Genomic DNA, 21,126 nt, shown 5'->3' with positions numbered 1-21,126 from the left:
GTGCCGACGCGGCATGTCGCCCGGGCGGTCGAGGACAAGCTGCGCGAAGTGTCCGGCATCGCCGCGCCCGGCATGCCGCGCGGTCGGGCGCTGCTCGATGCCGCAGCGAGAGATATAACCATATGGAATAACCATCTCGTTTATAGCGATGAGTGGTGATTATTTCTGGTCATGCCAAGGCCGCGAAGATAGCTCGGTGGCGAAGCCGAGAGCTTTCGCAAATGGGAGGGGACCATGAGAAAATTGCTTCGCACGAGTGGCTCGATTATCGCCGTCCTGGCAGGCATGTCGGCCGCCGCCGCCTTCGCGCAGGATAACGCCAAAGAGGCGCCGGGGCCAGGCGCGTCGCAGGGCGAAATCGTCGTGACGGGTACGCGGCGGAACGATCTCAAGGCGGCCGATTCCGCTCAGCCGATCGACATCATCACCGGTGCCGAACTGCTCGAAAAGGGCACGGCCGACATGAATGATCTCCTGCGCACCGAGGTCCCGTCGCTCAATGTCCAGCGCCTCGTCAGCAACGACGGCGCCGTTTTTACCCGGCCCTTCTCGCTGCGCGGCCTGCCGCCGGACCAGACGCTGGTGCTCGTGAATGGCAAGCGGCGCCATCGCGGCGCGACGGTCCAGTTCACCAATGTTCCCTATATCCGGGGATCGCAGGGACCCGATCTTTCGGCGATCCCGTCGATCGCGATCGGCCAGCTCGAGGTTCTGCGTGACGGCGCGTCGGCGCTCTATGGATCGGATGCGATCGCCGGCGTCCTCAATTTCGGTCTGCGCCGCGACCGCGAAGGCGGATTGCTGATCGCCCGCTATGGCCAATTCTATAAGGGCGACGGCGAGGATTTCCTCGTCCAGGGCAATGTCGGGCTTCCCTTCACCGACGCCGGTTTCGTCAACATCAGCGGCGAATATGTGAACGCCAGCACGACGTCGCGCGGCATTCAGCGTCCCGACGCGCAGGCGCTCATCGATGCCGGCGTTCAGGATGTCCCGGTCCCGGCGCAGCGCTGGGGAAATCCCGAATCCGAGGCGGCGCGCATCTTCGTCAATGCCGGCATCGAACTGTCGGACGAGATGGAATTCTACACCTTCGGCAACTATAGCTGGAGCCGCGGCACGACGGCCTTCTTTTACCGCAACCCCGATGCCAGCTTCATTTCCACCTCGATTCCGCTCACCAATACGCCCGGAGGACAGCGGTTCAGCTTCCGCCAGCTCTTTCCCGGCGGTTTCACCCCGGATTTCGGTGCCACGGTGACCGATGCGGCGCTGGCGGCCGGCCTCAAGGGCGAATTCTCCTCGGGCCTGACCTATGACCTCAGCGCTTCCTATGGTCAGAACCATGCTTCCTACCGGATCGAAAATACGGTCAATCCGTCGCTTGGCCTCGCGTCGCCGACCTCCTTCAAGCCGGGGCAGCTCGAGCAGCGCGAACTCGCTTTCAATCTCGATCTCACTTACCCCATCGCGATCGGCACCTCCGATCCGCTGACGCTTGCAGGCGGTCTCGAGTATCGGCGCGAGACATATGAGATCACGGCCGGCGACATCGCATCATGGCAGGTTGGTCCTTTCGCGTCGGTCATCGATCCCGATACCGGAAACCGCGTCGGACTGCCGGTCGGCTCGAACGGCTTCCCGGGCTTCAGTCCCATCCAGGCGGGCGAGTTCGCGCGCAGCAACTGGGCCGCCTATACGTCGCTCGAAGGCAATCTCACCGACGCGCTCCAGTTCGGCCTTGCCGGCCGCTACGAGAATTACTCGGACTTCGGCTCGAAATTCACCTGGAAGATCAACGGGCGATATGATTTCTCGGACGTCTTCGCGGTGCGCGGATCGGTCAACACCGGCTTTCGGGCGCCGACGCCGGGCCAGTCGAACGCCTCGCAGGTCCAGACCAACATCGACTCGATAACCGGGGCGCCGCTGACCGCAGGCATTATCGCGCCCAACAATCCGGTGGCGCAATTCTTCGGCGCGACGCCGCTTCGGCCCGAGAATTCGTTCAACGTCGCCGGCGGCATCGTGGTGAAGCCCTCCAATCGCATCACCTTCACGCTCGACTATTTCAACATCAAGGTCGAAGACCGGATCGCCGTATCGGGCAATTTCAATCTCACCCCGGCGCAGCGTGCGCAGCTCGCGGCGCTTGGCATTCCCGGTGGGGATTCCTTCCAGCAGGTGAGCTTCTTCACCAATTCCTTCGACAGCCGCACCCAGGGCGTCGATGCGGTGCTCACCGTGGGCTTCGACCTCGGCGACGGCAAGGCCACGCTCGGCCTCAACGGCAACTATACCAAAACCGATGTCATCAAGGCCTCGCCGGTGATCACTGCGGACCGCGAGCGGCTGCTCGAACTCGAGGGCTTCGTTCCGAAGTGGAAGGGCAATGCGTCCTTCACTTATGCGGGCGAGCGCTTCGGCTTCGTCGCGCGCGCGAACTATTATGGCAAATGGACCGACTATGGCGCCGCACCGGCTGCCGACCAGACGGGCGGCGCCGAACTGCTGGTCGATCTCGAGCTGTCCTACAAGGTTAGCGACATGCTCAAGCTCGCGGTCGGCGGCGAGAATATCTTCGACAATTACCCCGACGTCGAGGCGCGGCAATCCCAGATCAACAACGGGATCCGATATCTCCGCTTCGCGCCGACGGGGTTCAACGGGGGCTTCTGGTACGTCCGCGCGACCGCCTCCTTCTGATCGGTGGCCGTGAGGGCCGTGCGGCGTCTTGTGTCTTCAGCTGGCGTCGGAGCCGAACATCGCGTCGCGGTGGGATTCGAGCACCGCGATAAAGGCCGCAGCGACTTGGGACATCGGCCTCAACTTCGGCGTGAAGAGCATATATTCGAAATGGACCTCCGGCGCGAAATCACGGATCGTAAGGCCCCGCTCGGCATAATCCGCTGCGGTCACGGGGTTGAGAATCGAACATCCGACCCCCTGCATGACAAGCGCGCAGATGGTCATCGCATATTGGGTTTCGATGACCATCTCGCGGTGGACGCCCGCGTCCTCGAAAATGCGGTCGATGCGGTGACGCACGCCGTCCTCGAGCGCGAGCGAAATGAAGGGCTCGCCCTCGAGATCGGCCGGCCGGATGACGTCCTTGACGGCCAAGCGGTGGCCGGCAGGGAGAACGCAGGCGCCGGGGCAGCGCAGGAAGCGCTCCATCCTTATGCCGGGCAATTCGCGCGCCGGCGTCGCGAGCCCGATGTCGAACTGCTGGTTCGCCATCCATTGCCGCACCGTCGAGGAACTGCGGGTCTGGAGCTGAACGGTGACGCCGGGATGTGTCTCGCGAAAGGCCGCGATCACACGCGGCAGGAAACTGACCGCGAGCGCCGGAAGGGCGGCGATCCGGAGCGTGCCGGTCGCCATGTTGCGGATGTCTTCCGCTACCCGCTTCAGGGCCGCAATGCCCGAGAAGCTCCGCTCGACTTCGTAGAAAAAGGCGTCGGCTTCGGGCGTCACGGTGAGCGCGCTGCCGCGCGAACGCAGGAAGAGCTGAAAGCCCAGCTGATGCTCGAGCTCGGCAAGCATCTTGCTCACCGCGGGTTGCGACAGGTTGAGCGACTGCGCGGCCTGGGTGACCGATCCCGAGAGCATCACGGCCCTGAAGGCTTCGAGGTGACGCAGGTTCATCGGACATCGCTCCCTATAGCTATTTCTTATGGCGCTAGCATTGAAAGCCTCGTTTATGAATAGGTCGCACGCATCGCGCCGCTGGTTACCGGCGCTGCTCGCCGCAGGCGCCCTGTTACTCGGCGGCTGCGGCCGCGAGCCCGCCGGCACCGGTGGGCATGAAATCGCCGCGGCGAAGGGATCGACGCTTGCGCGGATTCGCGCGCGCGGAACGCTCAATTGCGCAATTCATACGGGGCAGCTCGGCATGTCCTATCTCGACAAACGCGGACGCTGGCAGGGCTTCTTCGTCGATTACTGCCGGGCGCTCGCCGCTGCGGTCCTCGGCGATGCCCGCAAGGTCCGGTTCATGCCGGTCGCCTCGAATAAGCGCTTCACGATCGTGCAGACGGGCGAGGCCGACGTCCTGTCGCGGACGACGACATGGACGCTGACGCGCGACACCGACCTCGGGGTGAATTTCGTCGGCACCATGTATTATGACGGGCAGAGCTTCCTGGTGCCCCGGCGATCGGGTGTGCGGCTTCCGACGGATCTCGATGGCGCATCGATCTGCATCACCAAGGGGACGACCTCCGAACTCAACACCGCCGAATATTTCGAGCGCAAGGGGCTGCGTTTCCAGTCCGTCGTGTTCGAGAATCCCGAGGAAGCCAAGCTCGCCTTCTTTGCCGGGCGGTGCGACGCAATGACCACCGATGCCTTCACGCTGACGGTGATCCGCCTGGCCGACACCGCGCATCCCGACGATTATGTGGTGCTGCCCGAGCGGCTCACCAAAGAACCGGTCGGCCCAGTCGTGCGCAGCGACGACGAGCAATGGTACGAGATCAACAAATGGGTGCTGAACGCGCTCTTCGCTGCCGAGGAAATGGGGGTCACCCGCGCGAATGCCGCGCGCATGCGGATGGCCTCGCGCGACCCTGAAGTGCGCAAGATGCTCGGCGGCTTGCCCGGATTCGGCAAGTCGCTCGGCCTTGACGATGACTGGGCGTACCGGGCAATCGAGGCGACCGGCAATTATGGCGAAATCTTCGACCGGCACATTACGCCGCTCGGCGTCGAACGCGGACAGAATAAGCTCTATCGGGACGGCGGGCTGATCTACCCGTTGCCGATGCGATGACTCATAAACACAGGCGGCTTGCCATCGCTGCGTTACCCTGGCTGCTGATCGCGGGCGGGCTTGTGGTCGCCTACGGCCTGTTTGCGACATTGGCGGACAATCTCGCGGACCGAAACATCCGGACGGGGTTCGGTTTCCTGTTCGACCGGGCGGGTTTCGCGATTGGCGAAACGCTGATTGCTTACGCGCCGGGCGATTCCTATGCCGCGGCGCTGGCGGTGGGTCTTCTCAACACGCTCCTGATATCGGCGCTCGGCATCATCTTCTCGACCTTGCTCGGCCTCGCGGTCTGCATGGCGCGCCTGTCGTCCAACTGGCTGCTTGCGAGGCTCTCCGGCCTTTATATCGAGCTGGTTCGCAATATTCCGCTGCTGCTCCAGATGTTCGTCTGGTACGCCGCGCTGCTGTTCGGTCTGCCCGGACCCGGCCCGGGCGCCGTCGGACCGTTCGACCTCGATAATCGGGGATTGCACCTCCCCGCGCTCTCCTTGGCCGATCCGGGACGGCCGGTCTTTCTCATCGCGATCGTCGCCTGTGCGATCCTGCTGGGTGCCGTGCGGCGAGGAGCCGTTCGCACGCGCACTGCGCTGGCCTTCGCCGGCATCTCCCTGGTGCCGCTCTTGCTGTGGGGCGGGATCGATCTGCCGCGGGCGGGGCGCTTCGGAACCGTCGGCGGATTGTCGCTCTCCACGGAGTTTCTGACGCTGGTCGCCAGCCTTTCGGTCTATGCCTCGGCCTATCTGGCCGAGATATTCCGCGGCGCGATCCTCGCCGTTCCCGCAGGGCAGAGCGAGGCCGCCAAAGCGCTCGGCCTGTCGCCCGCGCAAACAATGGGACGGATCGTGATGCCGCAAGCGCTGCGCATCGCCATACCGCCGATGACGAGCTGGCATCTCAACACGATCAAGAACAGCTCCCTGGGGGTCGCGATCGGATATCCCGAATTTGTCTCGGTGGTCGATACCGTCATCAGTCAGACAGGGCAGGCGATCGAGGGCGTCGGCCTGATCGTCGCGACCTTCCTGCTGCTTTCGCTATCCTTGTCGTTCGTCACCGGCCTCTATGCCCGCCAGTTGGGCTGGAGCGTCGCCGGGCAGCCCGGCCGGAGCATCCAGTCGGCGCCCCTCGAACCCTTTCCGCTGCGCTCGGCGACCGCCTGGCCGTCGTGGATACGGCGCAATCTGTTCAGAGGAGGACGCCAGTCGATACTCACCATCGCGATCCTCGCCATGACCGCGGCTTTCGCCGGCAAGGGGCTCTCGTGGCTGCTGTTCGACGCGACCTTCGCCGGGGGCGCGGCCGATTGCCGTTTGGCCAGCGGTGCTTGCTGGCCATTCCTCCGCGAAAATGCGCGGCTGATATTGTTTGGCACCTATCCCGAAGCCGAGCAGTGGCGGTCCGCAGCAGCGGCGGCCGCGCTGCTTTCATGCCTTGCCTTCTCCTTCGTCCCGCGATTCTGGCGCAGCCGCCTCGGGCTTGTCTGGCTCGGCGCAATCGCCGTGGCGGTACTTCTGCTACGAGGAGGATTCGCGGGCCTTTCCTATGTCCCGATGGAGAAGTGGAGCGGCCTGCCGGTCACATTGCTGCTCGCGAGCCTTGCGGTGGTCGGCGCTTTTCCATTGGCTATACTCCTCGCGTTCGGCCGCAGGTCGGCGCGGCGCGGCATTCGCTGGCCGAGCGTCGCCTTCATCGAGCTGGTTCGCGGAACGCCGCTGATCGGAGTGCTCTTCCTCGCTGCGGTCCTGTTCCCGCTGTTCGTGCCCTCCTATCTCTCGATCGACAGCCTGCCGCGCGTCCAGCTCGCGCTCATATTCTTCACTGCCGCCTATATGGCCGAGGTCATCCGGGGCGGCCTGCTGGCGGTTCCCGTCGGGCAAGCCGAGGCCGCGCATGCTCTTGGCCTCACCAAATGGCAGGCGCGGCGCCATATCCTGTTGCCGCAGGCGCTGAAAGTCAGCGTGCCGGGGCTGGTCAACACTTCGATCAGCGAGGTCAAGAACACGACGCTCGTCCTCATCGTCGGCGTCTTCGATTTGTTGCAGACGACCCGCCTCTCCTACGTCGAGGCGCAATGGCGACCCTATTTCGCCGAAGCCTATCTTTTTACCGGGACAATCTTTTTCCTCCTCTGTTTCTCCCTGTCCCGGCTCAGCATGAAGATCGAACGGAAACTAAACTATGCAGGATAATCACGACAGAAAATGGCCCGGGGAGCCGGCAAGCCCGAAAGGGCGCGCCTGGCAGGATCCGACGCGTGCCGTGCACGGCGGTCCCCGTCCGTGCGATCAGCGGGGCCTCATCAATCCGCCCGTCGACCGGGCCTCCACCATTATCTACGACAGCGTCGAGGCCTATATGGACCGGCACCAGGGTCTCTACGATGAGGTCATCTATGGCCTGTACGGAACGCGAACGACCTTTGCGCTCGCCGAGGCTGTCAGCGAACTTGAAGGCGGCTGCGCGACCGTCATCACCTCGTCCGGAACCAGCGCAATCGCGCTAGCCCTCACGGCTTTCGTGGCCGGGGGCGACCATCTGCTCGTCGCGGACTGCGTCTATGGGCCGACCCGCAAGTTTCTGACCGACGTTCTCGCGCGTTTCGGGGTCGAGGTGGAATATTTCCGGCCCGATATCGGAGCGGAGATTGCCGGGCTGTGCCGCAGCAACACCCGGCTCATCTATATGGAGACCCCGGGCTCGCAGACATTCGATATGATCGACGTCCCCGCGATCACGGCGGTTGCGCGCAGCCGGGGCATATTGACCGCTCTCGACAACACCTGGGCCACGCCGCTCTTCTTCAAGCCCTTGGCCCATGGCGTCGACATCTCGCTTGCTTCGGCAACCAAATATCTCTCGGGGCACTCCGACTGTCTGCTCGGCACGATGACGGCGGCCAGCGATGCCGTCTACCGCCAGCTCAAGGACGCGGCGGCGCGCTGGGGCAACTGCGCGAGTCCCGACAATTGCTATCTGGTCCACCGGGGCATCAGGACGCTCGATGCGCGCCTTGAACGCCACCAGCGCACCGCAGCGACGCTGATCGAATGGTTCGCCCAGCAACCCGAAGTGGTTGCGGTCCGCTATCCGGCTCATCCCGCCGACCCCGGCCATGCAATCTGGAAGCGGGATTTCACCGGTGCTTCCGGATTGTTCGGTGTTCAGCTCGATGGCCTGACCCCGCCCGAAACCAGCGCCTTTTTCAACGAATTCTCGCTATTCCAGCTCGGTTCGAGCTGGGGCGGCTTCGAAAGTCTCGCGGTTCCGGCGTGGCCCGCTCCGATCCGCGATTTTCCCAATGGCGAGGCAGATGGGGCGCTGATCCGCATTCACGCCGGCCTCGAAGCGCCGCAGGATCTGATCGCCGACCTCGCCGCAGCCTTCGCGCGGGTACGAGCGCTCCGCGGCCGGGGGCAGGCGTCATGACCGACGCCTCGGGCCACGCGGCCGTCAGCTTGCGGCAGGTCGACAAATATTATGGCGCCTATCATGCCCTCCGCTCGATCGACCTCGAAATCGCCCCGCGCGAGCGGATCGTGATTTGCGGGCCTTCGGGCTCCGGCAAGTCGACGCTCATTCGCTGCATGAACAGGCTCGAGGTGCCCGACTCCGGCGCCGTCCTGATCGAGGGGGCCAAGATTACCGACGCGTCGCGGGAGGCCGTTGCGGCGCTCCGCGCCGTCGGCATGGTCTTTCAACAGTTCAATCTGTTCCCGCACAAGACGGTGCTGGAGAATTGCACCCTCGCGCCCGTCCTCCTCGGCGGCTTGTCTCTTCCGGAGGCGGAGGCGCGCGCCATATCCTATTTGGACAAGGTGAGGATTGGCGACCAGGCGGGCAAATATCCGGGGCAGCTCTCGGGAGGGCAGCAACAGCGGGCCGCAATAGCTCGCGCTCTGGCGATGGAACCCAGGATTCTTCTCTTCGACGAGCCGACATCGGCGCTCGATCCCGAGATGATCAAAGAGGTACTCGATGTGATGACGGCCCTTGCCGGCGAAGGACGGACGATGGTGTGCGTGACGCATGAAATGGGATTCGCGCGCGAGGCGGCCGATCGCATTCTTTTCATGGATCAGGGCCAGATCATCGAAGACGCAAGGCCGGCCGATTTTTTCGCCGCGCCGAAAAGCGAGCGCGCACGGACCTTTCTCGAACAGATACTTACGCATTGAGCGGCTCAAGTCGGTCGTCCCCAAGCTGTGCCGACCCACTTAATCATGTCATTTCATGAGCAAGCCGAGGGAGGGGCCAGCCGGCTCCTTGCGCGAAAAGGCTCGGGCCAGCAAAAAAATTTCAAAATTGATGAGGGGTAGAGCTTTGGGGTGCGTATCTAATAGGTGTCGTGCGCCCGGAATTTCCTTCATAACTAATTGATATGATTCAATAAATTCCTATTGACCTGTATATACATTTGATGCTCTCTGAGGGGAATCAGCCAACCATCAGGGGGTTTCGCTATGATGACCAGGACAATTTTGCTCGCCAGCGCCGCAGCGGTCGCGACCTTTGCAACACCGGCGCTCGCGCAGAGCGGTGCCGCGACGCAGTCACCCGCCGCCGAGGATGCTCCGAACGGATCGGACATCGTCGTGACCGGCTCGCGCATCCGCCGCCAGGACCTCGCGGGCGTCGGCCCGGCGACCGTCGTGTCGGCCGAGCAGATCGAAAATACCGGCGTCGTCAATATCGAGACCGTACTGCAGCGCCTGCCGGCCAACGCCGGTTTCGCGGGCAACCAGACCTCGGCTTATTGGGCGAACAACGGCTATGGCACCGCGCAGGTCAACCTTCGCGGCCTCGGCATCAAGCGCACCCTTGTGCTGCTCAACGGCCGCCGCCTGGTTGCGGGCGGAACGGGGGCGAACTCGTCGCCCGACCTCAACATGATCCCCGTCGCCGCACTCGCTCGAACCGATGTGCTGAAGGACGGCGCCTCGGCGATCTACGGCGCTGATGCGATGGCGGGCGTCGTCAATCTCGTCACCCGGACCGATTATGAAGGCCTTGGGCTCAGCGTCCGGCAGGGCATCACCGAAAAGGGTGACGGGTCCGATTTCACCGCCGACCTCCTCTGGGGAATTCGCAACGATCGCGGCGGCTTCATGGCGGCGGTCACCTATCAGAAGACAAAGGCGGTCAACATGGCGACACGCGCGCCCTGCTCGCTCGCCGAAACGACGCCGGGCCAGCTGTCGTGCGTCAACAGCGCCTCGACGATCGGCGGCCGCGCGGTGCTGCCGAACGGCCAGCAGATCAACTTCAATCAGGTGCTGGGCGGTAACGGCAACTTCTTCGAGCCGTACAGCGCTGCCAAGCACAACTTCAACTCGAACCCGTTCCTCAACGCGGTGAGCCCGGTCGAGCGCGTGAGCACGGCGTTTTTCGCCGACTATGACATCACTGACAATATCGAGGCGTTCGGCGAATTCCTTTACACCTTCCGCAAGTCGAATCAGATCGCGACGCCCGGAACGCTGCGCAACCTCTCGATCGCGGCGAGCAATCCCACCAATCCGACGGGGCAGAATATCGTCCTCATCCAGCGCCGCCTCGCCGAGCCCGGCCCGCGCCAATTCTTCCAGGAAACCGATACCTGGCAGGGTACGTTTGGCCTCCGCGGCAAGCTCTCGAACGATTGGGGATGGGAAATCGCGGGCGCCTTCGGCCGCAACACCGCGGTCGATGGTTCGACCAACATCGCCAATCTCGAGCGAGTGGCGAATTCCCTCGATACGACCAAGTGCAGTCTTGCTGCCGGTGCCACGATCCCCTGCGCCGACTATCTCGGGTTCGGCGACCTGACCCCGGAGGTTCTCGACTATATCCTGTTCACGTCGCGCGACCGCGGCGGCAACGAGCTTGCGACGGTCACCGCCGATATCAACGGCGATCTCTTCAAGCTGCCCGCAGGCCCCGTCTCCTTCGCGGCGGGTGTCGTCTATCGCAAGGAAAAGGGTTGGCGCGATCCCGATCCGCTGACGGTGCTCGGTATTGCCAACACCAACCAGCAGGATCCGATCTCCGGAACGAGCACGGCGAAGGAAGCCTATCTCGAACTGTCGGTGCCCGTTCTGGCCGACACACCCTTCTTCCAGTCGCTTACCCTCGACGGCGCGGTTCGCTACTCGAACTACGACCTGTTCGGCAGCGACTGGAACTACAAGGGGAGCGTCGACTGGGTCATCAATGACAGCTTCCGCCTGCGCGGCACCTACGGCACCGGCTTTCGCATTCCGAACGTCCCCGAATTGTTCGGCGGCGTCTCCGAGGGCAATCTGACGACCACCGACCCCTGCTCGCGCTATTCGACCAGCGGCAATGCGACACTGATCGCCAATTGTCAGGCGTCGGGCGTTCCGGCCAATTATGTTCAGCTCGGTACAACGATCCTGACGACGGTCGGCGGCAATGAGAATCTGAAACCCGAAAGCTCTACGACCTGGACGGTCGGCACGGTGATCACGCCCAAGGGGCTCGTGCCCGGCCTGTCGCTCACGGCGGACTGGTTCGATATCAAGATCAAGGATGCCATCCGCGCCATTCCCGGGTCGACCAAGCTCAGCATCTGCTATGCGAGTCAAAATCTCTCGCATCCCTTCTGCGAAGATTTTACGCGCAGCCCGCTGACCGGGGAAGTTACCTTCCTTTCGGCGCAGCCGATCAACACCGGTCGTGAAGAAATGAACGGCCTCGACCTCGGCCTCGTTTACAACAACAATATCGGCAGCGTGAACGTCTCGCTCGACGTCAACCTGACCTATCTCAACAAATATGTCGTCCTTCCCTTCCCGGGTGGCGCACCGATCGATTTCGATGGTTTCATCGGCGGCGGCAACGGCGGTTATCCGAAGTGGCGCGGCTATGGCGTGCTAACCGCTGAAAAAGATGGTGTCAGCGCGACTTGGTCGACGCAGTGGATCGGCAAGGCGACAGACTTTAATGCGGCTCCCGGAGAGATCGGCTACAGCACGCCGAATGTCTTCTATCACAACCTTCAGGTCGCCTATGAGATTGACGAGAAGACGCGCTTCCAGCTTGGTGTCGACAACCTCTTCGATCGCAAGGCCCCCTATATCCAGAGCTTCACCGATGCGAACACCGACACGATGACCTACGACCTGCTCGGCCGGCGCTTCTATGTCGGTTTCCGCACCGCCTTCTGAGGAATTGGGAGATGGCAATCCGTTGGCCGCTGCTCGTTCGGCGAACGCATAAATGGCTGGCGCTGGTCGTGGGCATCCAGGCTTTGCTCTGGACGTTGACCGGCTTCTACATGGTGGTCGTTCATATCGACACCATCCACGGCGATCATCTGGTGCGCTCCCCGGTGGCCCAGCCCTTCGACCTCGACGGCCTCGCAGCGCCGTCGAAGGTCGTCGCGGCCGCGCCGGGGGTGTCCGAAATCCGTCTCCAGCGCTTTTTCGGCCAACCGGTCTGGCGCGCCGAGACCCCTGAAGGCGCGCGCCTGTTCGACGCGCGTTCGGGTGCGCCGCTGCCTGCCCTGACCGAGTCCCAGGTCCGCGAACAGGCACGGCGCATCTACACCGGTGACGGCAAGATCGTCTCAGTGCGACTTTTGACCGAGGCACCTCAGGAAATGCAGGCGCGCAAGCCACCCTATTGGCAGGTCGAGTTCGAAGGCTGGAACCGCCCGACGCTCTATCTTTCGCCGACGACCGGTGAACTCATTTCACGCCGCCACGCATTGTGGCGCGTGTTCGACTTCGCGTGGATGCTCCACATCATGGACTATGATGAGCGGACCGACGTCAACAACCCGCTGCTGCGCGTCGCGACCTGGAGCGTCTTCGCGATGGCGCTTTCCGGTGCGTGGCTGCTGATCTGGTCCTTCAAACGCCGCAAGAGGAAGCAGGCATGAAACGCATCCGGCTGACGCCGCTCTTTTTTCGGCGCATCCACAAATGGGTGGGGCTCATCCTGGGTCTCCAGTTCCTGCTCTGGGCGCTCAGCGGTTCGGTGATGGCGCTGCTCGACAAGGACAAGGTCGGCGGTCACGGCGGCGGCATGTCGCATGCACATGCCTTGCCCGCGGGAGAGTATTTTGACGTCGCCGGCTTGCCGCGCGGTGAGCCCGTCACCGGGGTGGTTTTGCGCGATCTTGGCGTCCGACCGATCTACGAACTCCGCACCACCAAGGGCGTGCGGCTGGTCGATGCTACGAGCGGTGAGGATATTCGCGTCGACGAGGGGATGGCCCGCGAAGTCGCGTCGATGATGAACGAGGCACCAATCCGCAAGGTGAGCGTGATTGCGAAGCCAAACCTGGAATCACGCGACCATGAAGGTGCGATGTGGCGCGTCGACTTTGCCGACGCCGAGAATAGCAGCGCCTATGTCTCGCTCGACACGGCGCGCTTCCTCGTGATGCGCGGCGATACCTGGCGGACCTGGGATTTCTTCTGGATGCTCCACAACATGGATTATGTGAACCGGAAGAGCTTCAACCACCCGTTGATCATCTTTGTCGCTTTCGGGGCGCTGTGGCTTTCGGGGACCGGTTTCTATCTGCTCTTCAAAAGCTTCAGCCGCGCCGATTTTCGCTGGCTGCGCCGTCGCCGCAAGCCCGTCGTTACCCGCAGCACGGCCTGACGCGTCAGTCGTCGACCGAAAAGGCGGCGGAAAGCTCGAAGCGCGTGCCGGGATGGGAGAGCCAGGCGTGCGACACCAGCCGACCGTTGCTCCAGGTCCGCCGCGTCATGCGCAGAACCGGTTCCCCCTCGTTGAGACCAAGCATGCCGCGCGTGCGCGCGTCGGGCATTTCCGCGCGGACGCGGTGTTCGACCCGCTCGAACGGCGCGGTGCGCGTCAAATATTCGTTGGGCGTGAGCTGCGTAAAATCTAGAGTGCCATAATCCGGCGCGGCGGACGCAAGTACGAACCGCTCTTCGAGCTGGATCGGGAACTCGGCCTCGTGGTGAACGATGATCGAATGGAAGATTTTCGTGCCCACCGGCACCTCCAGCAGCGCGGCGGTTTCGGCGCTGGCCTTCTCCTCGACATTCTGGATGACTCTCGCCCGGTAGTCATGACCGCGTCCGCGAATTTCCTCGGCGATATTCCGGATCTCGATCATATGGCCGATCGGCTTTGGCTCGGCGATGAACGAGCCGCTGCCTGCGCGGCGGACGATGATACCTGCCGATTGCAACTCGCGAAGCGCTCGGTTCGCCGTCATGCGCGAGACGTCGAATTGCCCGACCAGATCGGCTTCCGACGGCACGCGGTCGCCCGGTTTCAAACGGCCTTCGCGGATAGCATCATGGATGCTTTGCTTGATCGCTGCGTAGCGCGGTGGGGCATCCGGGGAAGCGCCGTCGGCAGACCGCTGGGCGCTGTTCGAGTTCAGTCGAGGCATAAGATCCATCACCCGTCTATACAGGTGAAACCATTCAGATTCCAAGCGTTCCGACGTGAATTTCCGTTAGGCTCCTTCCAAAGTCGTATGACTGCAAGAAACGATTTGCGGCCTCGGGGCGACTGGTGCCTGATGCCACCGATTTGTGACGCAAGTCATCTCGCCAAATGACTATAGGGCTTGCCCATGCCGGCCAAAAGCTCGGCTACCTTGAGTGAAGCTCGGCGGTCAATCAGGGCCTGCTGATGCTGTGGGCAGCGGCGGAAGCTCGTTCAGGAATTCGCGGATGGCAGGCGCCAGGCATCGAGCGAAATCCTCGGCTGTCACGATCGCATCCGAGATTGCTGCCGCAGCCAGCTTGCCGTGCGGCAGCAGGTCAGCGAGCTGCTCCGCTAACGCTTGTGGATGCCTCTCGTCCATTCCTGGAATGATCAGCGTCGGCATTGCTATAGCTGCGAGTTCGCTAACGCTGCGGAAGGCGCGGTCATCACCTATTGCCGCGGCAGCCGCAATGCTGGCAGCATTGCTTCGCGGAATCGCGTCGTGAACCATCTCGCGAATGACTGGCGCCAAATTGGGCAGTATTGGCGCCCAGGCCGCATAAAGCCCTTCCTCGCGGACGCGCGCCGCGAACTCTCTCATAAATGCCGTTTCAGCTACTTTGGCCTCGTCGTCTTCGATGTCTTCAACGCTGATCAAAATGGCCGCTCTCACTCTCTCCCGATGGGCGAGTGCGGTTCGCAAAGTGATCGTGGCGCCGAGCCCCGCACCGCCGACAATGGCGGAATCTGCCTTCAGGTGATCGAGAAGCGCGATCACGTCGGCTGCGTAGGACGCCCAGGTGTGTTTCGCTTCCTCACTGCAAAGGGACCGGCCATAGCCACGGACATCGGGCAGCAGTACCGCATGCCGGTCGCACAGCTGGCGCGCCAAGGGTATCAAACTCTGGTGATCAGGGCCGCCGCCATGCATGAGCACAACGACGTTGGCGGTCGGCAGCCTGCGATAGGGATCTACAAGCGCAGCAAAGAGCGGCCAGCCGTCAGGTCCGGAATAGGTTATGTCGATTATGTCGGTCCGCATGCTAACCGCCACGAGCTGCCGAGAGGATGATCGCGCCGTCATCCGAAAGACCATTTAATCGGGCTATATCAAGCAGCCTCTCCAGATCGTCGCGCAATCCGCAAGGCTCCGGGATCTCGTGAAGCCTCTGTCTGGCCGATAATTCGATTTGGGAAACGGAGAGGGGCACGAGAAAAAGCCTACAAGAATAGTCGATCCTAAAGCCGGCGGTCAGAAATGGGGCGGCGAGATCAGCTGGCTGGGGGCAGGGATTGTGCACAAGACCGGCCCGACGGTCTATTACCTTTATCCATTCGTCATATAGCTGTGCTGCCAGCTGCGATGGAATGGCCGCATCATACCAGCAATCCAGCACCACGACACCCAAACGTGCGACCCGGATTGCCTCCTGAAGCCCCCTATGAAGGTTTTCCAGATGATGCGCGGCGTATTCCAAAGTCACCACATCAAAGCTTTGATCCGGGAATGGAAGTGTCTCTGCTCGGCCGAGGTGTATTTCCAGGCCTAGTGCGCGGCCTTCCTCTACGGCCTCTCCCTCCGGGTCTATGCCGACGCAGTGGGCGACATCGGCTTCGCCGAATAGCTGCAGCGAAGCACCATTGCCGCACCCTACATCCAGTATCGACGACGGCTTGAAGGCGAGCACACGCGATAGGAATTCTTTGCGATACTCCCCGTGCGGGCGAGGCATTTCTTCCGGCTCCCGCTGTTCGACCATCTTCAACGACATCTGCAACTCCACCTGATGGCGTCTGGTAGGCAATCCGCGTTGCGTCGGATATACGCTATCACGACAAAGAATATTCTGGATCGGACATATTGTGACAATTGCCGAAGCCGGGGCCGAGGCCCTCTCAGTGGACCGTTCGGTTTTTCCGGCGGGGTTCAGGGGCACGTGGCATGCCCATCCTGCCGCACAGCTCATCTATCCTAGCCGCGGTGTGATGATCCTCGAAACGGCGGCTGGATGCTGGGTGGTGCCGCCCCAGCAAGCCTGCTGGCTCCCTTCCAATGAAAATCACCGCGTGCAAACTTCAGCTGGCTTCGAAATGCTCAGCGTTTACTGTCGCGGCAGCGTGCTCCGCCGGCTGCCCGAGGCTCCCGGTGTCGTTGCGGTGAGTGGCCTCCTGCGCGAGTGCATCTTTGCCCTCGAAAAGGCAGCGCCGCGCTCCCGGCGCGTCAGTTTGGCGATCTTGTTCTCCCAGGAAGTGTCCGTCGAAATCGCGCCATCCCTATTCGTCCCTCAACTGCGGTCCTCGCGTCTCAGAAAAATCGAGACCGCTCTCTCGCGGGAGCCGGGGAATGACAAACTGAAGCGCCCCGGGTTTTCTGGAGGCTGTTTCGTTTGAGTCATGCGACCATATCGAGGGTCTCAACGGTTGCATAGTAATTGGCCTCAGCTTCGGCGGGCGGGATGTATCCGATGGGGCCGAAGAGGCGATGGTTGTTGAACCATTCGACCCAGTTCAAGGTCGCCATCTCGACCGCCGATGCGCTCGGCCATGACCGTTGGCGCCATATGACCTCGGCTTTGTAGAGGCCATTGATGGTTTCGGCCAAGGCGTTGTCATAGGAATCGCCGACGCTGCCGACAGAAGGCACCAGCTTTGCTTCCGCCAGGCGCTGGGTGTAATTCATAGCCAGGTATTGAACGCCGCGATCGCTGTGATGGATCAGCCCATCTTCCGGACTGGGCCGTCAGGCGTGGATCGCTTGTTCCAGAGCATCCAGGACAAAGCTGGCGGTGGGTGCGGTGCTGACTTTCCAGCCAACGATCCGTCGTGCGTATGCGTCGATCACAAAGGCGACATACACAAAGCCCGCCCAGCTATGGACATATGTGAAGTCGACCACCCACAACGCGTTCGGCCGGCTGACGCGGAACTCCCGGTTCACCTTGTCGAGCGGACATGGAGCTTTGGGATTGCTGACGGTCGTCACGCAAGTCTTTCCGCGCCTTACCCCTGCCAAGCCCATGGCGCGCATCAGCCGCTCGATCGTGCATTTGGCTACTGTCGCTCCCTCTCTGCGCATCTGGTGCCAGACCTTGCGCGTGCCATAGAGGCCGGAGCTGTCGTCGTGGACACGCTTGATCTGCTGCTTGATCTCGTCATCGCGCCGGGCTCGCGCTGACCGTTTGGCAGGGTCAGCAAGCCGGGCCGCATGTTCGTGGTAGGAGGATGGGGCGATTGCCAACTCGCGGCAGATCGGCTCGATACCCAGTTCCTCACGGTGACTGTCGATGAACGACATCACCATTTGCCGGGGCGGTCGAGCTCCGCCTGCGCAAAATATGCCGACGCCTTGCGCAGGATCTCGTTGGCCCGGCGAAGCTCTTTCACTTCGCGCTCAAGCTGCTTCAACCGATCCTTGTCGCTGGCGGTTTGCGCCGCTGGCCCCGCTCGTCGGCTCGCCTCCTCGCGGCACCAGCGGCGCAGCGTCTCTGCCGTGCAGCCGATCTTGCCTGCAATCGAGGTCATCGCCGCCCATTCCGATCCGTAATCGGCGCGGTGCTCGTCAACCATCCGGACAGCGCGTTCGCGGACCTCAGGTGAAAACTTGTTCGTCGTCTTGCTCATCGTGGCTCCTTCTTCTCACAAGTAGGAGCCTCCGGGAAACCCGGGGCGCTTCAAACCATTGTCGGAGTGGGCGAGCGAATTGGGCGCGAGCAGCAGGACCCTGGCTCGCGCATTCGAGCGTGAAGCGAATATGACTTTTACAGATTACAGAAGACAGGCGCGACTTCGGGCCGCCCTGGTTCGCTTGGCCGAAGGAGAGCCCATAACCAATATCGCCCTGGATTTGTCATTTGGCTCGGCCAGCAATTTCATCCGTATGTTCCGTCAGGCGACCGGCGTCACCCCGGGGAAGTATTTCCAAAGCCAGTCCAAGCGGAGGTAGATGGTCGAATTTCGGCGCGCCGCTAACTGCGGCTTGCGATCTGAATTCAAGCTTCCCTCCAAAATCGCGTAACCCTGTCCCAGCTAGGCTGCCTTGCGAATTGGTGCCTCCTGTCGATCGAGGAACTCGGAGAGAGCCGCCTTCCGCGATGCGCGATCGAGCGAATACGCACGCTGCTTGAAGATTCTTCCGTCGAGCAGGGCGGCAATGTAGCCGGCCAGTGTGTCGGCCGCCATAATCAACGCCGCGTCCAGGACATGGATATATTTGCTCGTTACCGACCCCTTCGCATGACCCATAAGGGCGGCGATGGTGACCTCGGTGAAGCCCAGGTCATTACCGATGCTGGCGAAGCTGTGGCGCAGAACATGCGCAGTGACGCCTTCGAGGGGCGAGCCCAGGAATATCTCGTCCCAATGGTTTGGAAAGCCGCCAAATGCCGTGTCCTCACCGCGCGGGCCAGGAAACACATATGTGCCATTGTCTTCGCCTTGATGCTGCTCGAGGAACTCTACAACCGGCAAGCCGACAGGGCGGACCGACTTTCCTTCCTTGCTCTCGGAGAGGCGAAGGCAACTTCCGTCGATATCGACATCGCACCATTTGAGATTGATAATCTCACCGCGTCGGCAACCTGTAAGTGCGATTTGCCGGATGATATCGATCGTCGGGCCGAACTTCTCGATTTGCGCAGCGGCCTTGAGCATGCGGCCAAGAATTCGATACTCGCCGTCGTTGAGACGCCGCGAACGGACATTGTCTTTGGGACGCTTGATGCCATGCGCGGGATTGCTGTCGATGATGCCGAGATCGACGGCATAGGTCAGTATTCCGCCAATCAACCCCAGCGTCCGAGCCGCCGTGCCTGGCCCACCCCGCACATTGGCGCGGCCGCGGAGCTTTTTGGTCTTGATGAAGGCTTTGGTCTTCCCCGCCATGATATCGCGCATGGCTTTCGTGAGGATCGCCTTAGTGAGGTCTTTGACCCGGCGGGATCCGAGGAGCGGGATGACGTGCCGTTCGATCCGGCCCAGATCGATGTCGACGGTCGATTGCTTCTTCGGGCGGCCCCCTTTGCCCAGAATGAGTCCATCCCTGAGATCCTGCATGTAGAGCTCGCATAGCTCCTTCATCGACATCGCTTTGTTGAGTTCGGCCCGTTCTTCGGCAGGGTCCTCGCCTTGAGCAACCCTACCGAGCTGGGACTTGGCCTCCCGCCTGGCAGTTTCCGGGGTCCAGACTCCATGGATGCCGATCGTGTAACGACGCGAGCGGCCTCCGGCGCGATACTGAATGAGGTAGCTGCGCTTGCCGGTGGGGAATATCCGGAGCCCGAAGCCAATTAGTTCATCGTCCCAGAGGACATAATCTTTCGTCTCTGCTACAGCTGCATCGACAACGCGCTTGGTCAGTTTGACCATCGAGCCTACTCCCGTTTGGCCCGGTTTTCGCGTAAGCACCACGTAAGCACGCGGAAGGAAATCAGGGCGAATTCAAGGTTACGGCAGCGCAGATCGACAAATCAAGAATAGCGTTTTATTATAGTGGCTTAGGCTAGAAAAACTTGCTCTGGCGTAGGCTGGCGCAAACATGCTAGTACCCCCTCCGAAGGCGAAGGTCACAGGTTCGAATCCTGTCGGGTGCACCACTTCGGAACTGTCCAGCCCGGACACATGGGTAACGTTTCGTACCGGAGACATGGGTCGTCTAATGGCTCTTCCCCGTGAACGGGGGATGAGGGTGGATCAGACCCGATTGATGACGCCATTCCAACCGCAAAGAGCGAGCACGCGCAAGCGGTAGTTGTGAAAGTTGCGGAAGCCGAACGCGCGGCGCGAGATCATCTCCATCTTTGTGTGAAAGCCCTCGGTGATTCCATTGTTCCTGGAAAAGCGCCACATGCGGGCGACGGGCTCGAGCCAGCTGGTCAGGGTATCGGCGAGGGACTTGAGGGGGCTGGCGGCGAACTGATCGATCAGCCTGAGCAGGTCGGGGATAAGCTGGCTGGCCTTTTTGGCATTGAGGGATTTTTGCGTCAGCAGGAGGGCCATGTCCTGCTTGGCAGTGTAGAGGGCTTCGAGCACCGGATTGGCTTTCAGGTAGACGGCCAGCCTTTTGCGCTGTTCTTCGCTTAGCTTCCATCGATGGCGCCGCATCAAACTGAGCAGCCCGCGATTCTTTCGGCCCTCGGGATCGAAGCGCTTCCATCCTTCGAGGAAATGCTGGTTGAGCAGCCGAATGACATGGAAGCGATCGGCGACGATCTTCGCGTTCGGAAAATATTTGCGGGCGATTGCGCGATAGGTTTCCGACAGGTCCATCACGATGACCTTGACCTTGTCGCGCCCTGGCAACCTTCGCAAATAGCTTCGTAAACTGTCTTCCGAGCGTCCCGGGACGACATCGTAGACCTTGTGATTCTTCAGATCGACAAATGTCGTCGCATAGCCTCTCTTGCGCGAGAAAAAATGCTCGTCGATCCCCAGGACCTGCGGGCAGGGCCGACCGGACAGCTCCGAGACGCGCTGTTCGATGAAATGATGATACCAGCGCTCGATGGTTGCACTGCCGATCGCATGGGTGCTCGTCAACTGGCTTTGGCTGATGCCTCCGTGGTGACCGTCGAAGACCTCAAGACGGTACGTCTCCGTCGCGCGATAGCGCGGACGGATGCCCGAAAAGCGATGACGGAAATAGCGGCCGCAACCGGCACAATGATATTTGGGCACCGCAAGGTGCACGATCAGGATCTGGTTGCCTTGACGCGTGTGCTTGAGCTCGCGCTCATAAGTCGCCTTGATCCGCAGCCCCCCGTGGCCGCAATAAAGGCAAACAGGCCGCTTCGTTGGCCGCGCCCACACACGAATGTCGCGTCGCCGCTCGACACGGACAATCTCAACATCCGACAGCCCTAATATGCCGTCGATTCCCTGATCAGCCTTCTTCTTCATCAGACTTGTCCTTCCTATGACAAGTCTAACCCAATTTC

General features: G+C 61.8%; 17 protein-coding genes, 1 pseudogene and 1 other annotated feature. Of the genes and pseudogenes, 11 read left to right on the top strand and 7 right to left on the bottom strand.

All coding sequences use genetic code 11. The annotated features are described in order from the left end of the window. Positions 1–159 carry a hypothetical protein gene (locus LH20_RS23395; protein ID WP_231292907.1) on the top strand — a complete coding sequence of 53 codons (159 nt, stop codon included), beginning with the start codon at positions 1–3 and terminating at the stop codon, positions 157–159. A gap of 75 nt (positions 160–234) precedes the next feature. Next, positions 235–2,706 (top strand): TonB-dependent receptor plug domain-containing protein, encoded by a 2,472-nt coding sequence (locus LH20_RS19430; RefSeq protein ID WP_003046379.1) that lies wholly within the window; start codon positions 235–237, stop codon positions 2,704–2,706. 36 nt (positions 2,707–2,742) lie between these two features. Here LH20_RS19430 and LH20_RS19425 read toward each other — a convergent pair whose 3' ends face one another. Continuing rightward, positions 2,743–3,648: a LysR substrate-binding domain-containing protein gene (locus LH20_RS19425; RefSeq protein WP_053555648.1), complete on the bottom strand. Its 906-nt coding sequence runs from the start codon at positions 3,646–3,648 to the stop codon at positions 2,743–2,745. A gap of 55 nt (positions 3,649–3,703) precedes the next feature. On the opposite strand from LH20_RS19425, the gene LH20_RS19420 reads away from it, so the two are divergent. From LH20_RS19420 to LH20_RS19390, 7 genes are all read left to right on the top strand, one after another. Further along, positions 3,704–4,774, top strand: a complete 1,071-nt coding sequence (locus tag LH20_RS19420) for an amino acid ABC transporter substrate-binding protein (RefSeq protein ID WP_003046368.1) — start codon at positions 3,704–3,706, stop codon at positions 4,772–4,774. Further along, positions 4,771–6,963, top strand: coding sequence for an ABC transporter permease subunit (locus tag LH20_RS19415; RefSeq protein WP_223181174.1), 2,193 nt, complete (start codon positions 4,771–4,773; stop codon positions 6,961–6,963). The genes LH20_RS19420 and LH20_RS19415 overlap by 4 nt, the downstream gene beginning before the upstream one ends. Further along, a complete protein-coding gene (metC, locus tag LH20_RS19410) occupies positions 6,953–8,200 on the top strand; it encodes a cystathionine beta-lyase (RefSeq protein ID WP_053555647.1) in 1,248 nt (415 codons plus the stop codon). The genes LH20_RS19415 and metC overlap by 11 nt, the downstream gene beginning before the upstream one ends. Further along, entirely contained in the window at positions 8,197–8,949 is a 753-nt protein-coding gene (locus LH20_RS19405) for an amino acid ABC transporter ATP-binding protein (protein ID WP_053555646.1), read from the top strand. The genes metC and LH20_RS19405 overlap by 4 nt, the downstream gene beginning before the upstream one ends. A gap of 285 nt (positions 8,950–9,234) precedes the next feature. Continuing rightward, a complete protein-coding gene (locus LH20_RS19400) occupies positions 9,235–11,940 on the top strand; it encodes a TonB-dependent receptor domain-containing protein (protein ID WP_053555645.1) in 2,706 nt (901 codons plus the stop codon). 11 nt (positions 11,941–11,951) lie between these two features. Next, entirely contained in the window at positions 11,952–12,656 is a 705-nt protein-coding gene (locus LH20_RS19395; protein ID WP_053555644.1) for a PepSY domain-containing protein, read from the top strand. After that, entirely contained in the window at positions 12,653–13,387 is a 735-nt protein-coding gene (locus LH20_RS19390) for a PepSY domain-containing protein (protein WP_053555643.1), read from the top strand. The genes LH20_RS19395 and LH20_RS19390 overlap by 4 nt, the downstream gene beginning before the upstream one ends. Positions 13,388–13,391: 4 nt before the next feature. On the opposite strand, the gene hutC is transcribed toward LH20_RS19390, so the two are convergent. The 3 genes from hutC to LH20_RS19375 form a co-directional block, all read right to left on the bottom strand. Beyond that, positions 13,392–14,162 carry a histidine utilization repressor gene (hutC, locus tag LH20_RS19385; protein WP_235527037.1) on the bottom strand — a complete coding sequence of 257 codons (771 nt, stop codon included), beginning with the start codon at positions 14,160–14,162 and terminating at the stop codon, positions 13,392–13,394. A 219-nt stretch (positions 14,163–14,381) separates the two neighbouring features. Further along, positions 14,382–15,236, bottom strand: coding sequence for an alpha/beta fold hydrolase (locus LH20_RS19380; protein ID WP_053555642.1), 855 nt, complete (start codon positions 15,234–15,236; stop codon positions 14,382–14,384). Between the two features lies 1 nt (position 15,237). After that, the gene (locus tag LH20_RS19375) at positions 15,238–15,966 is read right to left on the bottom strand and encodes a class I SAM-dependent methyltransferase (protein WP_053555641.1); all 729 of its coding nucleotides are present in this window, start codon (positions 15,964–15,966) and stop codon (positions 15,238–15,240) included. A 91-nt stretch (positions 15,967–16,057) separates the two neighbouring features. Here LH20_RS19375 and LH20_RS19370 point away from each other — a divergent pair, with 91 nt between their 5' ends. Then, positions 16,058–16,585, top strand: a complete 528-nt coding sequence (locus tag LH20_RS19370) for an AraC family ligand binding domain-containing protein (protein ID WP_053555640.1) — start codon at positions 16,058–16,060, stop codon at positions 16,583–16,585. 1 nt (position 16,586) lies between these two features. On the opposite strand, the pseudogene LH20_RS19365 reads toward LH20_RS19370, so the two are convergent. Further along, positions 16,587–17,815: pseudogene (locus tag LH20_RS19365) on the bottom strand (IS3 family transposase). Then, positions 17,420–17,534 (bottom strand) — a sequence feature (AL1L pseudoknot). It overlaps the preceding pseudogene by 115 nt. 58 nt (positions 17,816–17,873) lie before the next feature. Here LH20_RS19365 and LH20_RS24440 point away from each other — a divergent pair. Further along, positions 17,874–18,137, top strand: a complete 264-nt coding sequence (locus LH20_RS24440; protein WP_053555638.1) for a helix-turn-helix domain-containing protein — start codon at positions 17,874–17,876, stop codon at positions 18,135–18,137. Between the two features lie 83 nt (positions 18,138–18,220). On the opposite strand, the gene LH20_RS19350 is transcribed toward LH20_RS24440, so the two are convergent. Further along, positions 18,221–19,558: a tyrosine-type recombinase/integrase gene (locus LH20_RS19350; protein ID WP_053555637.1), complete on the bottom strand. Its 1,338-nt coding sequence runs from the start codon at positions 19,556–19,558 to the stop codon at positions 18,221–18,223. A 324-nt stretch (positions 19,559–19,882) separates the two neighbouring features. Beyond that, positions 19,883–21,088 carry an ISL3 family transposase gene (locus LH20_RS19345; protein WP_083455375.1) on the bottom strand — a complete coding sequence of 402 codons (1,206 nt, stop codon included), beginning with the start codon at positions 21,086–21,088 and terminating at the stop codon, positions 19,883–19,885. Between the last annotated feature and the right edge of the window lie 38 nt (positions 21,089–21,126).

This window comes from Sphingopyxis sp. 113P3 (genome assembly GCF_001278035.1).
Taxonomy (GTDB): Bacteria; Pseudomonadota; Alphaproteobacteria; order Sphingomonadales; family Sphingomonadaceae; genus Sphingopyxis.
The sequence above is the reverse complement of the archived record's forward strand: the minus strand, read 5'-3'. Positions and strand labels throughout refer to the sequence as shown.